The 17,651-nt window shown below is 59.0% G+C and carries 17 protein-coding genes, 1 tRNA gene and 1 pseudogene; 11 read left to right on the forward strand and 8 right to left on the reverse strand.

Going from position 1 to position 17,651, the window contains the following annotated elements; translation table 11 throughout:
• Together FHS03_RS00005 and FHS03_RS00010 are read right to left on the reverse strand one after the other, a co-directional pair.
• A partial coding sequence (locus tag FHS03_RS00005; RefSeq protein WP_183438990.1) for an IS3 family transposase occupies positions 1 to 313 on the reverse strand: 313 nt, incomplete at its 3' end.
• Positions 310 to 609 (reverse strand): transposase, encoded by a 300-nt coding sequence (locus tag FHS03_RS00010; protein ID WP_183438992.1) that lies wholly within the window; start codon positions 607 to 609, stop codon positions 310 to 312. The genes FHS03_RS00010 and FHS03_RS00005, both read right to left, overlap by 4 nt.
• A gap of 62 nt (positions 610 to 671) precedes the next feature.
• On the opposite strand from FHS03_RS00010, the pseudogene FHS03_RS00015 reads away from it, so the two are divergent.
• The 6 genes and pseudogenes from FHS03_RS00015 to FHS03_RS00040 all read left to right on the forward strand — a co-directional run.
• A pseudogene (locus tag FHS03_RS00015) lies at positions 672 to 797 on the forward strand (IS3 family transposase); the annotation flags it as partial.
• A gap of 534 nt (positions 798 to 1,331) precedes the next feature.
• Positions 1,332 to 4,109: a type I restriction endonuclease subunit R gene (locus FHS03_RS00020; protein ID WP_183438993.1), complete on the forward strand. Its 2,778-nt coding sequence runs from the start codon at positions 1,332 to 1,334 to the stop codon at positions 4,107 to 4,109.
• A complete protein-coding gene (locus FHS03_RS00025) occupies positions 4,106 to 5,656 on the forward strand; it encodes a restriction endonuclease subunit S (protein ID WP_183438995.1) in 1,551 nt (516 codons plus the stop codon). The genes FHS03_RS00020 and FHS03_RS00025 overlap by 4 nt, the downstream gene beginning before the upstream one ends.
• Positions 5,653 to 7,641 (forward strand): DUF8451 domain-containing protein, encoded by a 1,989-nt coding sequence (locus FHS03_RS00030; RefSeq protein WP_183438996.1) that lies wholly within the window; start codon positions 5,653 to 5,655, stop codon positions 7,639 to 7,641. Before FHS03_RS00025 ends, FHS03_RS00030 begins: the two co-directional genes overlap by 4 nt.
• Complete coding sequence (locus tag FHS03_RS00035) at positions 7,638 to 9,098, forward strand: class I SAM-dependent DNA methyltransferase (protein ID WP_183438998.1); 1,461 nt, start codon at positions 7,638 to 7,640, stop codon at positions 9,096 to 9,098. Before FHS03_RS00030 ends, FHS03_RS00035 begins: the two co-directional genes overlap by 4 nt.
• A gap of 13 nt (positions 9,099 to 9,111) precedes the next feature.
• Entirely contained in the window at positions 9,112 to 9,372 is a 261-nt protein-coding gene (locus FHS03_RS00040; RefSeq protein WP_260108009.1) for a helix-turn-helix domain-containing protein, read from the forward strand.
• Between the two features lie 135 nt (positions 9,373 to 9,507).
• Here the strand turns inward: FHS03_RS00040 and FHS03_RS00045 are convergent.
• The 6 genes from FHS03_RS00045 to petA form a co-directional block, all read right to left on the reverse strand.
• A tRNA-Thr gene (locus tag FHS03_RS00045) sits at positions 9,508 to 9,583 on the reverse strand.
• A gap of 26 nt (positions 9,584 to 9,609) precedes the next feature.
• Entirely contained in the window at positions 9,610 to 10,107 is a 498-nt protein-coding gene (locus FHS03_RS00050; protein ID WP_183438999.1) for a ClpXP protease specificity-enhancing factor, read from the reverse strand.
• Positions 10,108 to 10,185: 78 nt separating this feature from the next.
• On the reverse strand, positions 10,186 to 10,797 hold the full coding sequence (locus tag FHS03_RS00055; RefSeq protein ID WP_050409980.1) for a glutathione S-transferase N-terminal domain-containing protein: 612 nt from the start codon (positions 10,795 to 10,797) through the stop codon (positions 10,186 to 10,188).
• 115 nt (positions 10,798 to 10,912) lie between these two features.
• Positions 10,913 to 11,677, reverse strand: a complete 765-nt coding sequence (locus FHS03_RS00060) for a cytochrome c1 (protein ID WP_183439001.1) — start codon at positions 11,675 to 11,677, stop codon at positions 10,913 to 10,915.
• A 35-nt stretch (positions 11,678 to 11,712) separates the two neighbouring features.
• Positions 11,713 to 13,125 (reverse strand): cytochrome b, encoded by a 1,413-nt coding sequence (locus tag FHS03_RS00065; RefSeq protein WP_050409983.1) that lies wholly within the window; start codon positions 13,123 to 13,125, stop codon positions 11,713 to 11,715.
• A gap of 2 nt (positions 13,126 to 13,127) precedes the next feature.
• Complete coding sequence (petA, locus tag FHS03_RS00070; protein WP_050409985.1) at positions 13,128 to 13,736, reverse strand: ubiquinol-cytochrome c reductase iron-sulfur subunit; 609 nt, start codon at positions 13,734 to 13,736, stop codon at positions 13,128 to 13,130.
• A 315-nt stretch (positions 13,737 to 14,051) separates the two neighbouring features.
• On the opposite strand from petA, the gene mscL reads away from it, so the two are divergent.
• The 5 genes from mscL to FHS03_RS00095 all read left to right on the forward strand — a co-directional run bounded on the left by mscL (position 14,052) and on the right by FHS03_RS00095 (position 17,636).
• Entirely contained in the window at positions 14,052 to 14,474 is a 423-nt protein-coding gene (mscL, locus tag FHS03_RS00075) for a large conductance mechanosensitive channel protein MscL (RefSeq protein WP_307729457.1), read from the forward strand.
• A 66-nt stretch (positions 14,475 to 14,540) separates the two neighbouring features.
• Entirely contained in the window at positions 14,541 to 15,704 is a 1,164-nt protein-coding gene (locus tag FHS03_RS00080) for a Do family serine endopeptidase (RefSeq protein ID WP_183439002.1), read from the forward strand.
• Positions 15,705 to 15,715: 11 nt separating this feature from the next.
• Positions 15,716 to 16,405, forward strand: a complete 690-nt coding sequence (locus FHS03_RS00085; RefSeq protein WP_183439004.1) for a DUF2461 domain-containing protein — start codon at positions 15,716 to 15,718, stop codon at positions 16,403 to 16,405.
• 227 nt (positions 16,406 to 16,632) lie between these two features.
• Positions 16,633 to 16,830 carry a hypothetical protein gene (locus tag FHS03_RS00090; RefSeq protein ID WP_183439006.1) on the forward strand — a complete coding sequence of 66 codons (198 nt, stop codon included), beginning with the start codon at positions 16,633 to 16,635 and terminating at the stop codon, positions 16,828 to 16,830.
• A 41-nt stretch (positions 16,831 to 16,871) separates the two neighbouring features.
• The gene (locus FHS03_RS00095; protein WP_183439008.1) at positions 16,872 to 17,636 is read left to right on the forward strand and encodes a GIN domain-containing protein; all 765 of its coding nucleotides are present in this window, start codon (positions 16,872 to 16,874) and stop codon (positions 17,634 to 17,636) included.
• The last annotated feature ends 15 nt before the right edge of the window (positions 17,637 to 17,651 follow it).

Consider the following 17,651-nt stretch of genomic DNA (forward strand, 5'->3'; position numbering starts at 1 on the left):
TGCTGTCTGTCGTGTGGATAAATTTTCGCTTCCAGACGGGTTTTAATGCGCCCTGGCGCATCAAGCTGCGAACCTTGTAGCGCCCGATGCGAAAGCCGGCGTTGGCCATGGCGGTGACCAGCCGGCGGCTACCGTAGCTTTGCTGGCTCGCCTGGAATTGGGCTTTCAGGTGCGCGCTGACCTTGCACGGCGCAGGCTTGGCTGAACGCCGCTGCGCCTCGTAGTAGCCCGATCGACTGACCTCGAGGACGCGGCAGCTCTGCTTGACCGGGATGGCCTCCTTTTGCAGTTGCTGAACGAACTGATAAATCATTTCATTTCGCGGGCAAAGAAGGCCGAAGCCTTTTTTAAGATGGTCACATCCTGCTTCAGTTGCTGATTTTCCAGCTCCAATTGCCGAATCCGCTGCTGCTCGGCGGTAAGCGGTTTGCCGATACCGGGCTGGCCGGTTTGCTCAGCGCTATACTGCTTGAGCCAGCGCCGGATTGCGCTCTGCCCAATGCTCATGCTTTCGCTGACGTTCTGGATACTCAGACCCTGTTCTTTGACCATTCGGACCACTTCCAGCTTCAGGCTTGGATCAAATGTTTTACGTTTTCTTGTCGTCATGCTTTAACTCCTCAGATAGTGGATTTTCCACCTATTGAGGTGTCCGGGCAAATTAGACCACGGCACAACGGGACATCAGTCATTACCTGATGCACCGGTATAACTGGATACGGCCACATCAGTTCAACCAGGGACAGGCACCGGCCGTCGCCGAAGAAAAACTTAACGTAGTGTCCGGGACGGGTTGACCACTACAATGCCGATTCAGTGACCCGCTCCCCAAGGGGGCCTAAAGTCCCCCTCCATATACATTGCATCGTCCTGGTCCTCAAGAATTTTTTCGCGTAACTTCGAGCGGGCGATGCGAGGGTGATGCAACACGTCTAAACGGCTCTGTGCGCCCCGAAGCTGAAACTTCATGTGCGCCGATTAATGTCTGTCAACGCCTAAAGTAAGGAGGCGGAGCCGAAGGAGTGGGGGCAGCATCGGCGGCGTTCCAGCACGGCCTCCACTAGCCACATTTAGCCACATTTCCAGTTTTATCCAGCGCCGTCGACATGTCGGCATTTTTCGTTTGGTTACACCGCATTCTTCACCCAATAGCAGTTTGGCAAGTTCGCCCGTATCCATGGCACAAAATGGCGTGGAGGAAATGCATTGCCGCTACAATACGGCCATGTATACAGACGGCCCTATTTGCGAATAAGCGCTCGATCAAACATCTTGCGCCGCATCGGTTATAGCCGGGTGATAGCCCCGCACATTGAAAGGGAAGCATACGCATGACGCCGGAAACCAAGGCCCGTCAGCAAATCGACCAGAAACTCGAGCAAGCTGGCTGGGTGATTCAGGACATGAAACAGCTCAACCTGTCAGCCGGGATGGGTGTGGCAATTCGTGAATACACTACTGACACCGGCCCAGCCGATTACGTGCTGTTCGTGGATCGCGTGGCGTGTGGCGTGATCGAAGCCAAGAAAGACAGCGCTGGCGAGAATCTCACCGCCACCGAAAGTCAAACCGAGCGCTACGCCACCGCTAACCTCAAATGGCGCAAGGACAACACGCCACTGCGCTTTCTGTTCGAGGCCACTGGCCAGATCGTCCGCTTCACCGATAACGCCGACCCGGCACCGCGTTCGCGCGAGCTGTTCCATTTCGTCCAGCCCGCCCAACTCAAGGAATGGCTGGCCCAGCCCGACACCCTGCGACGACGCCTCGCGGAACAGATGCCGGCATTGCCGGAACAGAACCTGCGCGACTGCCAGGTCAGCGCCGTCACCGGGCTGGAAAAATCGCTGGCGCAAAACAAGCCACGCGCGCTTATCCACATGGCAACCGGCGCGGGCAAAACTTTCACAGCCATCACCGCCGTCTACCGCCTACTCAAGTTCGGCGGCGCCAAGCGCATTCTGTTCCTAGTTGATACTCGCAACCTCGGCAAGCAGGCTCACCAAGAGTTCATGGCCTATACGCCGCCAGACGATGCGCGCAAATTCACCGAACTGTACAACGTGCAACGGCTGGCATCTTCCAGCATCGACCCGCACGCGCAGGTGTGCATCAGTACCATTCAGCGCATGTACTCCATCCTTAGTTGCGAATCCCTCGATGAAGCCGCCGAGGACGTGTCGCCCAACGAGGCGCAGCAACCTACCAAACAGCAAAAGCTGGTGCGCTACAACCCGGCGATTGCGGTCGAGGAATTCGACTTCATTATCATTGACGAGTGCCATCGCAGTATCTACAACTTGTGGAAGCAGGTGCTCGACTACTTCGACGCCTACCTCATCGGCCTCACCGCGACGCCGGACAAACGCACTTTTGGTTTCTTCAGCGAAAACATCGTCGCCGAATACAGCTACGAAGACTCGGTAGCAGATGGCGTGAACGTCGGCTATGACGTGTACGAGATCGTCACCGAAGTCACCCAGAAAGGCTCGGAGCTGAAGGCGAAGGAATGGGTGGACCATCGCGACCGCGCCACCCGCAAGAAGCGCTGGGCCGAGACCGAGGAAGACACCGCCTACTCCGCCAAAGAGCTGGACAAATCGGTGGTCAATCCGAGCCAGATCCGGCAGGTGATCCAGGCCATGAAGACGGCGGTGGAAACTCAGATCTTCCCCGCACGCAAGGAAACGCCCAAAACCCTCATCTTCGCCAAGACCGACAGCCATGCGGACGACATCATCAACATCGTGCGCGAGGTCTACGGACAGGGCAATGCCTTTTGCCGTAAGGTGACCTACAGCGAAAAGGACGCCGATGGCGTGCTGGCGAGCTTCCGTAATGACTTCCATCCGCGCATCGCCGTCACCGTGGACATGATCGCAACTGGGACCGATGTGAAACCGCTGGAGGTGCTGCTCTTCATGCGCGATGTGCGCAGCAAGGGCTACTACGAACAGATGAAAGGTCGTGGCGTGCGCAGTCTGGACGCCGACAGTCTGAAGCGCGTCAGCGGCAGTGCCGATGGCGCCAAGACCCGCTTCGTACTGATCGACGCGGTGGGCGTGGAAAAATCCTGCAAGACGGAAAGCCGTCCGCTGGAAAAGAACCCCAGCATGGCACTGAAAGATCTACTGCAAGGTGTGGCCTTAGGGCCCCGCGACAACGACATCGTGTTGTCACTGGCGAATCGCCTCGTGCGCCTGAACAAGCAAATCGATGACAAGGCGAAGGCTCGCATCGAAAAGCACAGTGGCGGCATTCCGTTGGGCGAGCTGGGCAAAGCACTGATCCATGCGCTGGACCCAGACGCCATCGTGCAAACTGCGCTGGCCACGGCGAAAGCGAAGGGTATCACGCGCAGCGAAGACAGCTTGCTCCCCGAAGAAATCGACGCCGCCCGCAAGACCCGCGTGATGGCGGCCTGCGCACCTTTCGACAAACCGGAACTGCGCGACGAGATCGAAAACGCCCGCCGCGAGCGCGAGCAACTCATCGACCACATTAACCTGGATCAGGTAACATTCAGCGGCTTCTCCGAGCAGGCTGAGGCGCAGGCGAAAAAGACGATCCAGAGCTTTGCCGACTACCTCAAGGCTCACAAGGACGAAATCGCCGCGCTTGGCTTTTTCTACGCCCAGCCCTACCAGCGCCGCGCGCTCACCTTCGACATGATCGAAGAGTTGCACGAACAGTTGAGCCGTCCGCCGCTGATGCTCACCACCGAGCGGCTGTGGAGCGCCTATGCGCGGGTGCAGGCTAGCCAGGTGAAAGGCGCGGACAAGAAGCGCCAGCTTACCGATCTAGTGTCCCTCGTGCGTTTCGCGCTCGAGTTGGACGGCGAGCTTAAGCCCTTTGCTGAGGAAGTGGACAGGCGCTTCCAAGCCTGGATCTGGCGCCACAACGCCCAGCGCGGGACCGCCTTCAGCGCTGAGCAAACCGAATGGCTGCGACTGATGAAGGAGCACATCGCCAGCTCATGCTCGATCAGCCGCGAGGATTTTGATTACGCGGAACTGGCCGACAAGGGCGGGCTGCAGAAGGCTTGGGGGCTGTTTGACAAGGAATTGGATACGCTGATGAACGAAATGAATGAGGAGTTGGTGGCGTGAGTGAGTTGCCGAAGGGTTGGAGCACTGCAACGCTCGAAGACGTTGCAGTGTGGTCGTCAGGTGGGACTCCCTCACGGTCCAATCCTGCGTACTTCACAGGTGCCATTCCATGGTTCAAAACAGGCGAGCTTGGGCCGCGTGTTCTACTCGCCTCTGAAGAACATATTTCTGTAGCCGCAGTTGAGTCTTCCAGTGCAAAGATATTTCCACGAGGTTCCGTGGCTCTTGCAATGTACGGGGCAACGATAGGAAAGGTTTCGATTTTTGGCATAGACGCAGCCACAAACCAAGCATGTGCCGTTGGCATACCGGACGCAACGACTGCTGAGTTCCTTTATTACTTCTTGGTTTCTCAGGAAAAAGCATTTGCTGATGCCGGCAAAGGCGGGGCGCAGCCAAATATTTCTCAGGGAATTGTTAAGGCTTGGCCTCTGTTGCTTCCTCCTCGCGCCGAACAATCCCGTATCGTGGCAAAGCTCGAGGAGCTGCTGTCCGACCTCGATGCCGGCGTGGCGGAGCTGAAGTCCGCGCAGAAGAAGTTGCAGCAATATCGCCAGTCCCTGCTCAAAGCTGCCGTCGAAGGCGCGCTCACGGCCTCATGGCGCGAAGCCCAGCGTGCCTCGAACACGTCCCTTGAGACCGGCGAGCAACTGTTGGAGCGCATCCTCCGAGAGCGCCGCGCCCGCTGGGAAACCAAACAGCTCGCCAAGTTTAAGGAACAAGGCAAAACCCCGCCCAAGGATTGGCAAAAGAATTACCCCGAACCCGTCGCGCCCGACGCTACCGGCCTGCCGGCATTGCCGGAGGGGTGGGTGTGGGCAAGTGTGGAGCAAGTCGCATCTGATGAACGCTACAGCCTCGCAATTGGGCCATTTGGAAGCAATCTCAGGGTGCCTGATTATCGCGATTCCGGAGTTCCGCTTGTTTTTGTGCGGAACATTCGCTCTGGCAAATACGGTGGTGAGCACACTAGATATGTGACTTCAGAAAAGGCTTTCGAGCTAGATGCCCACAGTGTTAAATCCGGTGATGTCTTGGTCACAAAGATGGGAGAACCGCCCGGCGACGCAGATGTTTATCCGGGTGATCAGCCGCCGGCAATCATCACGGCCGATTGCATCAAGATTCGATGCTGGAACGGCTTGTTGCGACCGCACTTCCTAAAGTCCGTGATCAATTCGCACATCGGGAAACAGCAGATCGAGCCCATAACTCAAGGGGTTGCTCAGAAAAAAGTGAGCCTTGGACGGTTTTCCAGCCTTGCCCTTCCCGTTCCCCCGGCAGTAGAACAAGCAGAAATTGAACTTGCGATTGAAATAGCAAATCGTGAGATAAATGAGCAATTAGTGACGGTTGAACTCTCCCTCAAACAATCCGCCGCCCAACGCCAAAACATCCTGCGCGCAGCCTTCGCTGGCCAGCTCGTGCCGCAAGATCCGAACGACGAACCGGCCAGCATGCTGCTCGAGCGCATCCGCAGCGAGCGCGCCGTGCACGCCCCCACAAGAAAGCCGCGCGGGCGCAAGACTGAGGAAATCGCAGCATGAACGGATTGATTGAGGAGCCGTGGAGCGAGGATGATTTCGCCGGCTTGGCCGAATCTTGCGACCTGGAGTGCAAGGCGGCGCAGGGGCGCGACGGGCGTGGCGAACTACCGGAGGATTTCTGGAAGAGCTACAGCGCCATGGCTAATACTAACGGCGGCGTTATCCTGCTTGGCGTGCAGGAAAAGCCGCGCGGGCAGTTCCGCCCGCTGGGTCTGACCGATGTGGAGCGGGTGCGCAAGGCGCTGTGGGACAACCTGCACAACCGCAAACAGATCAGTCTCAATCTGTTGAGCGAGGCCGACATTCAGCCGATCTACGTCGCAGGCAAGACGATTTTGCAGGTGCGGGTACCGCGTGCGGCCCGTCAGCAGCGGCCTGTGCATTTGGGCGGTAATCCGTTCGGCGGCACTTGGCTGCGCCGCTTTGAGGGCGACTACCCCGCCGACGATGAAGCGGTACGCCGTATGCTGGCAGAGCGTGTTGAAGACTCGCGCGACGAACGTGTGCTCAAGGGCTTTGATTTCGGCGACTTGGACATGGACACCGTGGCGGCCTATCGTAACCGCTTTGCGGCGGTGAAGCAGGGCCATGTATGGACAGATCTGCCCGTGCCGGAATTTCTTGAACGCATAGGCGCCTGGGGTAAAAACCGCGAAGAAGGCTATAGCGGGCTGCGGCTGGCGGGCCTGCTGATGTTCGGCCGCGCCGAGGTGATTCGAGATGCGTTGCCGCATTACATGGTGGACTTTCAGGAGCGTCCCGAGGCCAAAACCGAGAAGCGCTGGATCGACCGTTTGGTGCCGGACGGTAGCTGGTCAGGCAATCTGTACGACTTTTTCCGCCGCGTGTACCAGAAGCTCACGGCCGATCTGAAAGTGCCGTTTCAGTTGCAGGATGGTCAGCGAGTGGAAGACACGCCTGTGCACGAAGCGCTGCGTGAGGCGTTGGCCAACACGCTAATCCATGCGGACTACTCGGGGCGCGTGTCGGTGTTGGTTGTCAAGCGGCCGGATATGTATGGCTTTCGCAATCCGGGACGGATGCGTATTCCGCCGGAAATCGCCATCCATGGCGGCAACAGCGATTGCCGAAACCGCCGCCTGCAGACCATGTTCCAATTGGTAGGCTACGGCGACCACGCCGGTTCAGGCTTACCCAAGATTTATACCAACTGGGCAGGCCAGCACTGGCGTCGCCCGGTTCTGCACGAGTTGCCGGAGCCTGAGCAGACTCTAATGGAGCTGCGCATGAGCAGCCTGGTGCCTCCGCAAGCCGTTGCCGAGCTGACAAAGCTGTTGGGCGATCGTTTTGCCGCGCTGCCGGAGACCGCGCGTCTGGCCCTCATCACGGCGCAGGTGGAAGGGTTGGTCAGCCACGACCGACTCAAGCAGATATGTACAGACCATCCCGCAGACCTGACAAAGATGCTGCGTGGCCTAGTGCAGAACGGTTTTCTGGTGCCGGACGGCGCTGGCCGGGGAATGGTCTATTTTCTCCCTTGGCAACGGCGCTCGGCAGCGACGGTTTTTGACTTGGCCGATCAGGCCGGCTCGGCGGCTGGCTCCGATGTTGTACCACCGGAGCTTGCGGGCGTACCACCGGAGCTAGTCGCCATACCACCGGAGTTAGTCGTCGTACCACCGGAGCTAGGGGCGCCAGCTTCTGCCCCGGTAGGGCCTTATCTCGACTGGTCTGCCCTTCCTGACGCGCTGCAGACCCAACTGATCGAACAGGGACGCATGGTTTCCGGGCAAGGGCGAGTGGCCCCGATTGTCCTTCGGGAAACAATCTTGGCTCTCTGCACCAATCGCCTGCTGGGGCTGCGTGTGCTGGCGCAAGCGCTGCAGCGCGACTCGGACGATCTGCGTAAACGAACGCTCACTCCCATGGTCAAGGAAGGTGCCCTGCGCACCGCTTATCCTTCCATGACCGACCCACGGCAAGCGTATACAGCTTCAGCCAATTTTGCGGAAAACAAGGAATGAATACCTCTACCCTCATTCAGAAAGTCTGGAATTTTTGTCACACGCTGCGCGATGACGGCGTGGGCTATGGCGATTACCTGGAGCAGCTCACCTACCTGCTGTTCCTGAAGATGGCACACGAGTATGCGCAGGAGCCGTACAACCGCGACACCCACATTCCCAAGGGTTTTGATTGGGCCACCCTGCGGGCCAAGACCGGTGAGCCGCTGGAAGCGCACTATCTAGCCACCCTGCACAAGCTGGGTTCCGAGTCGGGCATGCTGGGCGCGATCTTCTTCAAGGCGCAGAACAAGATCCAGGACCCGGCCAAGCTCTCACGCCTCGTGCAGATGATCGACGAACAAAGCTGGGTGGGCATGGATGCCGACACCAAGGGTGATTTGTACGAGGGGCTTCTGCAAAAGAACGCTGAAGACACCAAGAGTGGCGCCGGCCAGTACTTCACGCCACGTGCCTTAATCCAGGCCATGGTGGAGTGTGTACGACCAGAACCGGGCAAGACCATCGCCGACCCAGCCTGCGGCACGGGTGGCTTCTTCCTCGGCGCCTACAACTGGCTGACCCGCCCGAACGCTACTCTGAACAAGACGCAAAAGGCTTTTTTGCGCGATTCGACCTTCCATGGCAACGAGATCGTACCCAACACGCGCCGCATGTGCCTGATGAACCTGTTTCTGCACAATATCGGCGAGCTGGAAGGCGAACCTTCAGTGGAGCGTTCAGATACCCTGATCGCGGAACCCAAACGCAAGGTAGATTACGTGCTGGCCAACCCACCGTTTGGCAAGAAGAGCAGCATGACGATCACAAACGAGGAAGGCGAGGAAGACCGCGACGCGCTGACCTATGAACGCCAGGACTTCTGGGAAACCACCTCGAACAAGCAGCTCAACTTCCTGCAGCACATCGTCAGCATGCTCAAGGTAGACGGCAAAGCTGCCGTGGTATTACCCGATAACGTGCTGTTCGAGGGTGGCGCTGGCGAGAAGATTCGCAGGAAATTGTTGGAGACCTGCGATGTGCACACCATCTTGCGCCTACCCACCGGCATTTTCTATGCACAGGGGGTGAAGGCCAACGTGGTGTTCTTCGACAATGCGCCAAAGGATGGTCGTGTGCATACCAAAGGCGTGTGGTTCTACGACCTGCGCACCAACAAGCACTTCACACTGAAGACACGCACCCTGAAGCTGGATGATTTGCAGGACTTTATCGCCTGCTATCATCCAGAAAACCGCCACGAGCGGCACGAAACCGAACGCTTCAAGTACTACCGCTACGAAGACCTGGTCGCCCGCGACAAGGCCAGCCTGGACATCTTCTGGTTGAAAGACAATAGCCTGGATAGTCTCGATGACCTGCCTCCACCCGATGTACTGCAGCAGGAAATCATCGAGCATCTCGAAGCGGCCTTAGCCTCGTTTCGAGACGTGGAAGTCGGATTGCGGGCAAACTGACACGCGCGCAGCATTGTCGCAAGAACGGTTGGGTGTATTGGCTGGTATCGACGAAATGTCATACAGCGCAAGGATGAACCAGTACGAGAAGGCGAAGCACGAGCCTGACTTCTCCATGGTAGAGAGGATCGCCAAAGTCCTGAATGTCCCAGAGTCATACTTTTATGCCGTGGACGACGAGGCAGCCTGGCTGCTCGTAGTTTTTCACCGTATGGCAACCGCAGAACGCGCCAAATTACTTCAGACCGCTCGCGAACTTGTTGAGCCCGAGTAGTACGACTTCCCACGAAGGCCAAAGCATCGTTGACCGAAGTGGGGTACAAGTGGGGTACAAAACTGAGGGCGAGACACAAAAAGCAAAAAGGGCTACAAGCCGAAGCTTATAACCCTTTGATGCATTTGATGTTTTTGGTGCCGGCTGCCGGTTTCGAACTGGCCACCTGATGATTACAAATCAACTGCTCTACCAAATGAGCTAAGCCGGCGTAACTTTTACGGGGACGATTATACGCTATTTGATACGCGTGAGGGTGGGGCGGCTGCCTTTTTTGGGCGGTTCGCCGCCGTCGTCCGGACCCTTGTCCTCGTCCTCGCTGGCCGGGGCCGGGGCGCTGGCGGGAACGGCCGACAGCACCGGCGCGGGGGCCGCTGGCGCGTCGGATTCAGGCGCGTCTTCCGCCGCCGCCGAGGCCATGCCCAGCAGCGGTTCGAAGGCCATGCCCTGGCCGTTTTCGTTGGCGTAAATCGCCATTACATTGTTGACCGGGATGTAAATCTCGCGCGACACGCCGCCGAAGCGGGCGTGGAAGTAGATCGCGTCGTTGTCCATCTTCAGGGACGACGTGGCGCCGTAGCTGATGTTGAGCACGATCTCGCCCTTCTTCACGTACTCCATCGGCACGCGGGTGGCGCCATCGACTTTCACCGCCAGGTAGGGGGTGTAGCCGCAGTCGGTGCACCATTCGTAAATGGCGCGCAGCATATAGGGCTTGGTTGAGATTTCAGACATATTGAAAACCAGATAAAACACGGCGCGCCGGCCTGGGGCCGCACGCGCCGGAAAGTCAGTGACAGACGTGTGCCGCGCTTAGCGGCGCATCACCTTCTCGGATGGGGTCAGCGCTTCGATATAGGCCGGACGCGAGAAGATGCGCTCGGCGTATTTCATCAGCGGGGCGGCCGTTTTCGACAGTTCGATGCCGTAATGGTCGAGGCGCCACAGCAGCGGAGCCACGGCCACGTCCAGCATGGAGAACTCGTCGCCCAGCATGTATTTGTTCTTCAGGAACAGCGGGGCCAGCGTGGTCAGACGGTCGCGGATTTCCGCGCGCGCCTTGTCGTGGCTCTTGTCGTTGGCCTTGGCGCGCTCGCTTTCCAGCGTGTGCACGTGGACGAACAACTCTTTTTCGAAGTTGAACAGCATCAGGCGCGCGCGCGCGCGCATCAGCGGATCGGCCGGCATCAGTTGCGGATGCGGGAAGCGTTCGTCGATGTATTCGTTGATGATATTCGATTCGTACAGAATCAATTCGCGTTCGACCAGGATCGGCACCTGGCCGTAGGGATTCATGGTCGAAATATCTTCCGGCTTGTTGAACAGGTCAACATCGCGCACCTCAAAGTCCATGCCTTTTTCGAACAGGACCAGACGGCAACGTTGGGAGAATGGACAAGTAGTACCCGAGTAGAGAACCATCATGTTTGTAGTTCCTTAGAAACAAAGGGGGCGATACCGCCGAGCGGATCACCCCAGATCGGGCCTGCTTGATTGGCAGGCCGCGTGAAACACGCGCCGGACAAGCCGGCGCGCTCTCTTATTTAACTTCTTTCCAGTACGACGCGTTCAGGCGCCATGCCAGCAGTGCAAAGCCGGTCAGGAAGATCAGCACCCAGACGCCCAGCTTCTTGCGAGTCTGTTGCGCGGGTTCCGCCATCCATTCCATGTAGCCGACCAGATCCGCCACCTGGGTGTCGAAATCGATCTTGCTCAGGGTGCCCGGCGTCACCTGCTTGAAGCCGGTGAACTTGTGCACGCTCTTGCTTGGGTCGTGCGGATCTTTTTCATTGACGAAGACCGCCTCCTGCACGCCCTGCATCTGCCACAGCACGTGCGGCATCGCCACGTTCGGTACAACCATATTGTTGTAGCCGGTCGGACGCGCCTCGTCTTTGTAGAAGGTACGCAGGTAAGTATACAGGTAGTCGCCGCCGGTGCCGGCAGGCGAAGCTTTTGCGCGCGCGATCACCGACAGATCCGGCGGCACCACGCCGAACCAGGCCTTGGCATCCTTGGCCTGCATGGCGGTGGTCATCATTTCGCCCACTTTTTCATCGGTGAACAACAGGTTGGCCTTGATCTGGTCTTCGCTCAGCCCCAGGTCACGCAGGCGATTGTAACGCATGGACGAGGCATTGTGGCAGTTCAGGCAGTAGTTGACGAACAGCTTGGCGCCATTCTGCAGTGCCGCCATATTGTGCGAACGGTCCGGCGCCTTGTCCAGCGGGTGGCCACCTTCACTTGCGAAGGCAAGGCCTGGCAGCAGGGCCAGGATGGCGAGCAGTTTCTTAGGAAAATTCATGTATCAATCCTTTTGCTTAGCGTTCGGGTCGTCGATTAGTGCGGATGGAAAGTCACGCGATCCGGCACTTTCTTGAACGTACCCGCGGCGCTCCACCATGGCATCAGCAGGAAGAAGCCGAAGTAGTACAGGGTGCACACTTGCGAAACGATGGTGCCGATCACGCTTGGCGCCTGGGTACCAAGGTAGCCCAGGGTCACGAAGGCGATGGCCAGCAGCGCGTACACATACTTGTGCCAATCAGGACGATAACGGATCGATTTCACCGGCGAGTGGTCCAGCCATGGCAGGAAGGCCAGGATCACGACGGAACCGCCGAAGAAGACCACGCCCCAGAATTTCGCATCCAGCACGCTCGGCAGCATGCCGACGATGGCCACCAGGGCGCCCACGGCAATCGCCGCCTTGACCTGGAAGGACAGGCGCGATTTCAGCCACAGGAAGGCGACGTAAGCGGCGGTACCGGCCATCAGCACCCACATGAAGTCGGCGGTGGTGGCGCGCAGCACCGAGTAGAACGGCGTGAAGTACCAGGTCGGCGCGATGTGCAGCGGGGTTTTCAGCGAATCGCCCGGCAGGAAGTTGTTATATTCCAGGAAATAACCCCCCATTTCCGGCGCGAAGAACACGACGGCGCTGAAGATCAGCAGGAAGATCGAGACGCCGAACAGATCGTGCACGGTGTAGTAAGGGTGGGAAGGAATCGAATCCACCGGGTGGCCGTCGGCGCCCAGGTTTTCTTTGACTTCGATGCCGTCCGGATTGCTCGAACCGACTTCGTGCAGCGCGATCAGGTGGGCCGCCACCAGACCCAGCAGCACCAGCGGGATCGCGATCACGTGGAAGGCGAAGAAGCGGTTCAGGGTCGCGTCGGACACCACGTAGTCGCCGCGGATCCACAGCGACAGGTCAGGGCCGATCAGCGGAATGGCGCCGAACAGGTTGACGATCACCTGGGCGCCCCAGTACGACATCTGGCCCCATGGCAGCAGGTAGCCGAAGAAGGCTTCGGCCATCAGGCATAGGAAGATGGCGAAACCAAACAGCCAGATCAGCTCGCGCGGCTTGCGGTAGGAGCCATACATCAGACCACGGGTCATGTGCAGGTAGACGATGATGAAGAACGACGAGGCGCCGGTCGAGTGCATATAGCGCACCAGCCAGCCCCACGGTACTTCACGCATGATGTATTCGACCGAACCGAAGGCCAGGTTGGCGTCCGGCTTGTAGTGCATGGTCAGGAAGATGCCGGTGACGATCTGCAGCACCAGCACGAACATGGCCAGGGAACCGAAGATGTACCAGAAGTTGAAGTTTTTCGGAGCGTAGTATTTGCCCCATTGGTCGTTCCACAGCTTGGTCAGCGGGAAGCGGTCGTCGATCCAGCCCACCGCCTTCTGCGCCACCGGCGCGTCGGCTGGGAATTTGGTTTCCTTGAAAGCCGCCATGGTTATGCCTCGCCTTTCTCGTCTTTACCGATCAGGATCTTGCTGTCGCTCAGGTACATATGGCGCGGTACGGGCAGATTGTCCGGCGCCGGCTTGTTCTTGAATACGCGGCCGGCCATGTCGAAGGTCGAACCGTGGCATGGGCAGAGGAAGCCGCCTTGCCAGTCGTCCGGCAGGGAAGGCTGGGGGCCGGAGGCGAATTTGGTCGATGGCGAGCAGCCCAGGTGGGTACAGATGCCGACGGCTACCAGGATTTCCGGCTTGATCGAGCGGTGCTCGTTCATGCAGTACTCGGGCGTGAATTCGGCTGGGTTGCGTTGGGAGTCGGCGTCGGCCAGTTGGTTATGGGTTTTTTTCAGCGACGCCACCATTTCCGGGGTGCGCTTCAGAATCCAGACCGGCTTGCCGCGCCATTCCACGGTTTTCATCTCACCGGGCTGCAGGGAAGAGATATCCACCTCAACCGGTGCACCGGCGGCTTTCGCCCGTTCCGATGGCTGGAATGTACTTACCAAGGCTCCCGTAGTACCCAAACCGACCACCCCACCCGCCGCGCACGTGGCGACGAGCAAGCCGCGTCGGCTGGAATCGACCTGCTTTTCGTTACTCATACAAACCCCAATCAGTCAAAATGCGAATCTTATTTATTTAAGAACTCGTTCCGAAACGGCGATGGGGGCGATACAAGTCCCGCCCAGCAAAAAGCTGCAACAACTCCATGGCCATTTTGAAACGAGTTCTAAGCGTTAATAGAGCTTCTAGCAACCTTAAATTATAAGGTAAGCTCAAAGCGATTTAAAGAAAAACCGTTTGCAATCCAGGATTGTGCCCGCATTTGGCGAAATTTCCCAGCATGCAACAGATTTGCGGCAAAAACGGAAAAAACTGTATGATCGGCGAAACATTCAAACTCACGGAGGTGCCATATGGCCATGTTGCAGGAATTTAAAGACTTTGCCATGAAGGGCAATGTGATCGACCTGGCGGTCGGCGTGATCATCGGCGCGGCCTTCGGCAAGATCGTCGATTCGCTGGTGCAGGACATCATCATGCCGCCCATCGGCAAATTGCTGGGCGGGCTCGATTTCGCCAACTATTATGTGCCGCTCAATGGCCAGGCGGCCAATCTGAGCCTGGCCGAGGCGAAAAAGCTGGGCGCCGTCCTTGCTTACGGCAACTTCCTGACCATCCTGCTAAACTTCGTCATATTGGCTTTCGTGATCTTCCAGATGGTGCGCCTGATGAACAAGGCCCAGCGCAAGGAAGCCGCGCCGGCCGCCGCCGAACCGGCACCGCCGGCGGAAGATATCGTGCTGCTGCGCGAAATCCGCGATGCCTTGAAGCGCTAAGCCCCCTCCCCGGCCAGGGAGCGGACAGGCCGTGCGCGCGGCCTGTCTTAATATATTAGAAACACCATGCGAAGACTCTGGTTATTGTTTGCGCAAACGGTGACCATTGTCCTGGCACTGTACTTCGTCTATTCCGCCCTGCGCCCGGCGCGCGAGGCGCGCGCGCCCGAGCGCGCGCAGCAGCTGGGCACCACCACCCGCCCCGCCGTGCTGCTGGAATCGACCGGCGGCGCGCCCCAGGCCGGCTCTTACCGGGCCGCGGCCGGCCGCGCCATGCCAGCCGTGGTCAATATCCTCACCTCGAAAACGCCGAAGCGCCAGCATCCGCTGAGCCGCGATCCCTTCTTCAAGCGCTTTTTCGGCGAGCGCGAACGCGATGGCGATGAAGAGGAACAGAACAGCCTCGGTTCGGGCGTGATCGTCAGCCAGGAAGGCTATATCCTGACCAATAACCATGTGGTCGACGCCGCCGACGAAATCGAGGTGGTGCTGGCCGACGGCCGCAAGGCCGCCGCCAGCGTGGTCGGCACCGACCCGGAAACCGACCTGGCCGTCATCAAGATCAATCTGGAGAAGCTGCCCGTCATCGTGCTCGGCCACGACGAGCAAGCCCGCGTCGGCGACGTGGTGCTGGCCATCGGCAATCCCTTCGGCGTGGGCCAGACCGTCACTATGGGCATCATCTCCGCGCTGGGCCGCAACAATCTGCACATCAACCATTTCGAGAATTTCATCCAGACCGACGCCGCCATCAACTTCGGCAACTCGGGCGGCGCCCTGATCGACACCAACGGCAATCTGCTCGGCATCAATTCGGCCATCTATTCGCAAAGCGGCGGCTCGGTGGGCATCGGCTTCGCCATTCCCGTCACCACCGCCAAGTCGGTGCTGGAATCGATCATCCGCAGCGGCCACGTGGTGCGCGGCTGGATCGGCGTCGAGTCGCAGGAGATCACGCCCGAACTGGCGCACAGCTTCGGCCTGCAACGCGACAGCGGCGCCATCATCGCCGGCGTGGTGCGCAACGGCCCGGCCGACCGCGCCGGCATGCGTCCCGGCGACATCCTGCTGTCGGTGGACGGCAAGCCGGTGAAGGACACCAATGAAATGCTCAACCTGATCGCCCAGCTGCAACCGGGCGGCCAGTCCAGGATGCGCGTGCTGCGCAAGAGCCGCGAAACCGAACTCGAACTCACCGTGGGCAAACGCCCTGTCACCAAAACCAAGTAAAACGGAAACCTATGCATCTGCGCGACCTGACCCGCTATCTGCAAGAACTCAGCGAAAACAATAATCGACCCTGGTTCATCATGAACAAACCGCGCTACGACATCCTGCGCGAGGAATTCCTGGAGCTGGTCACCCAGGTCATTACGGAAGTCGGCAAGTTCGATCCGGCCGTCAAGTTCTGCAATCCGAAGAAGGCCATGTTCCGCATCAACCGCGATGTGCGCTTCGCCCACGACAAAAGCCCGTACAAGACCAATTTCTCGGCCGCGCTGGCGCCCAACGATATGCGCCGTCCCACCATGGCGGGCGGCCCGACCTACTACTTCCAGCTCAATAAGGAAGGCATGCTGCATTTCGGCGCCGGCGAATACATTCCGCCGCCGCACCGCTTGCGCGCCCTGCGCAAGCATATGGTGGAAGACGCGGCCGGCTTCCGCAAGGTATTGAACAACAAGGCGCTCAAGACGCGCTACGGCACGATCCAGAACGAGGGCAAGCTGCAGCGCCCACCCAAGGGCTTCGACGCCGATCATGAACACATCGAGTTCATCAAGCTGAAAAGCTTCTTCATCTGGACCGAGGTGAAGATAGAGCTGAACAAGCCCGAACTGCTGCTGCCGCAGATCGCGGCCGGCCTGAAGGATTCGCTGCCCCTCGTGACCTGGATGCGCGAGGCCAAAACGGAGGAAGAAGAGAGCTGATTTTCCTGCACTTTTCACTCTGCACGCCCCGCCCTTCCCCTGCGCTTTTCCCTCCCCGCTGAGTTTCATACGCGAACTTGAGCCGAATCTGGCTCAAGTTCGCTTAAACGCATTTCAAGTCGCCAAAAATGCAGTTCGTCGCAAGTCCATAGAGTTGGACAGGGCGCTTCTCTATAGTTCACTCATCGGAACACGAAACACGCAGCGAACTGACAAGGAGAGCACAAATGAACATCGCCAAACACATGGAAGCCATCTTCATCGTGGCAGCAGTACTGGGCGGCGCCAGCGCCATGGCAACGGCGGCCGTACCGGCAAGCGCCAAGGCCAATGCGCCTGTGGTGGCCAAGGCCCCCGCCGGCGATATGCAAGTGGTGACGATCACCGCGAAACGCCTGAGCGCCGCCGAAAAAGCCGCCCTCTGATGATGTTCCACCAACCGCATCCCCTGACGACGGAGCACTCGATGAACAAGTTTATCAACGCAACGATGATGGCTGTGACCCTGTATGCCAATGCCAGCACCATGGCGATGGCGGCCGAAACGGCAAGCGAGTCGCGCCAGGTCGATGCGCGCGTCGTCAAGGTGGTGCTGGATGGGGTGATCGACCTGCACCTGAAACAGGGGCCGGCGGCCTCGCTGGTGGTGTCGGGCGACAAGCGCTATCTGCAAAAGATCACCATCACGCAAAACGGGCAGACCCTGCGCATCGGCACCGAGCTGCGCGGCATGCATCTCTCCAGCCCGAATCTGCGCGCCGAGCTGACGCTGCCGAATCTGCGCGAGCTGGTCTCATCGGGCGTCGGTTCCGCCGTCGTCACCGGTTTCGACGGCGAAGAAATGCGCCTCTCGCTGGAAGGCGCGGGCGCCGTCACCATGACCTCGCACTTCAAGAGCTATGACGCGCGCCTCAGCGGCGTGGGCAGCATGACGGTGAATGCGGGCGACACCGAAAACATCGACCTCAATCTGCGCGGCGCGGGCCAGATTGTCATCGCCGGGCAAAGCAAGAAGCTGCGCGCCAAACTGGGCGGCATCGGCAGCCTCGATGCGCAGCAATTGCGCGCCGACAGCGTAGACGTCGACATGAGCGGCCTTGGTGGCGCCACCGTCTATGCCAAGAATTCGGCCAATCTGCGCCTGAGCGGCATGGGATCGGCCACCGTGTATGGCCGTCCCACCAGCCGCCAGTCCAGCTCACGCGGACTGGGTAGCGTGGCCTGGCAGTAAAACTTTCTCTCCATG

It is taken from the genome of Pseudoduganella violacea, from assembly GCF_014191875.1.
GTDB lineage: Bacteria > Pseudomonadota > Gammaproteobacteria > Burkholderiales > Burkholderiaceae_D > Rugamonas > Rugamonas violacea_A.

Bases quoted from the DNA above. Each gene is read 5' to 3' on its own strand.
- FHS03_RS00080 (WP_183439002.1), top strand. From the start codon at position 14,541: ATGCGAAGACTCTGGTTATTGTTTGCGCAAACGGTGACCATTGTCCTG.
- FHS03_RS00090 (WP_183439006.1), top strand. From the start codon at position 16,633: ATGAACATCGCCAAACACATGGAAGCCATCTTCATCGTGGCAGCAGTA.
- FHS03_RS00060 (WP_183439001.1), bottom strand. From the start codon at position 11,677: ATGAATTTTCCTAAGAAACTGCTCGCCATCCTGGCCCTGCTGCCAGGC.
- FHS03_RS00065 (WP_050409983.1), bottom strand. From the start codon at position 13,125: ATGGCGGCTTTCAAGGAAACCAAATTCCCAGCCGACGCGCCGGTGGCG.
- petA (WP_050409985.1), bottom strand. From the start codon at position 13,736: ATGAGTAACGAAAAGCAGGTCGATTCCAGCCGACGCGGCTTGCTCGTC.
- FHS03_RS00095 (WP_183439008.1), top strand. From the start codon at position 16,872: ATGAACAAGTTTATCAACGCAACGATGATGGCTGTGACCCTGTATGCC.
- FHS03_RS00020 (WP_183438993.1), top strand. From the start codon at position 1,332: ATGACGCCGGAAACCAAGGCCCGTCAGCAAATCGACCAGAAACTCGAG.
- FHS03_RS00035 (WP_183438998.1), top strand. From the start codon at position 7,638: ATGAATACCTCTACCCTCATTCAGAAAGTCTGGAATTTTTGTCACACG.
- FHS03_RS00085 (WP_183439004.1), top strand. From the start codon at position 15,716: ATGCATCTGCGCGACCTGACCCGCTATCTGCAAGAACTCAGCGAAAAC.
- FHS03_RS00030 (WP_183438996.1), top strand. From the start codon at position 5,653: ATGAACGGATTGATTGAGGAGCCGTGGAGCGAGGATGATTTCGCCGGC.
- FHS03_RS00050 (WP_183438999.1), bottom strand. From the start codon at position 10,107: ATGTCTGAAATCTCAACCAAGCCCTATATGCTGCGCGCCATTTACGAA.
- FHS03_RS00010 (WP_183438992.1), bottom strand. From the start codon at position 609: ATGACGACAAGAAAACGTAAAACATTTGATCCAAGCCTGAAGCTGGAA.
- mscL (WP_307729457.1), top strand. From the start codon at position 14,052: ATGGCCATGTTGCAGGAATTTAAAGACTTTGCCATGAAGGGCAATGTG.
- FHS03_RS00055 (WP_050409980.1), bottom strand. From the start codon at position 10,797: ATGATGGTTCTCTACTCGGGTACTACTTGTCCATTCTCCCAACGTTGC.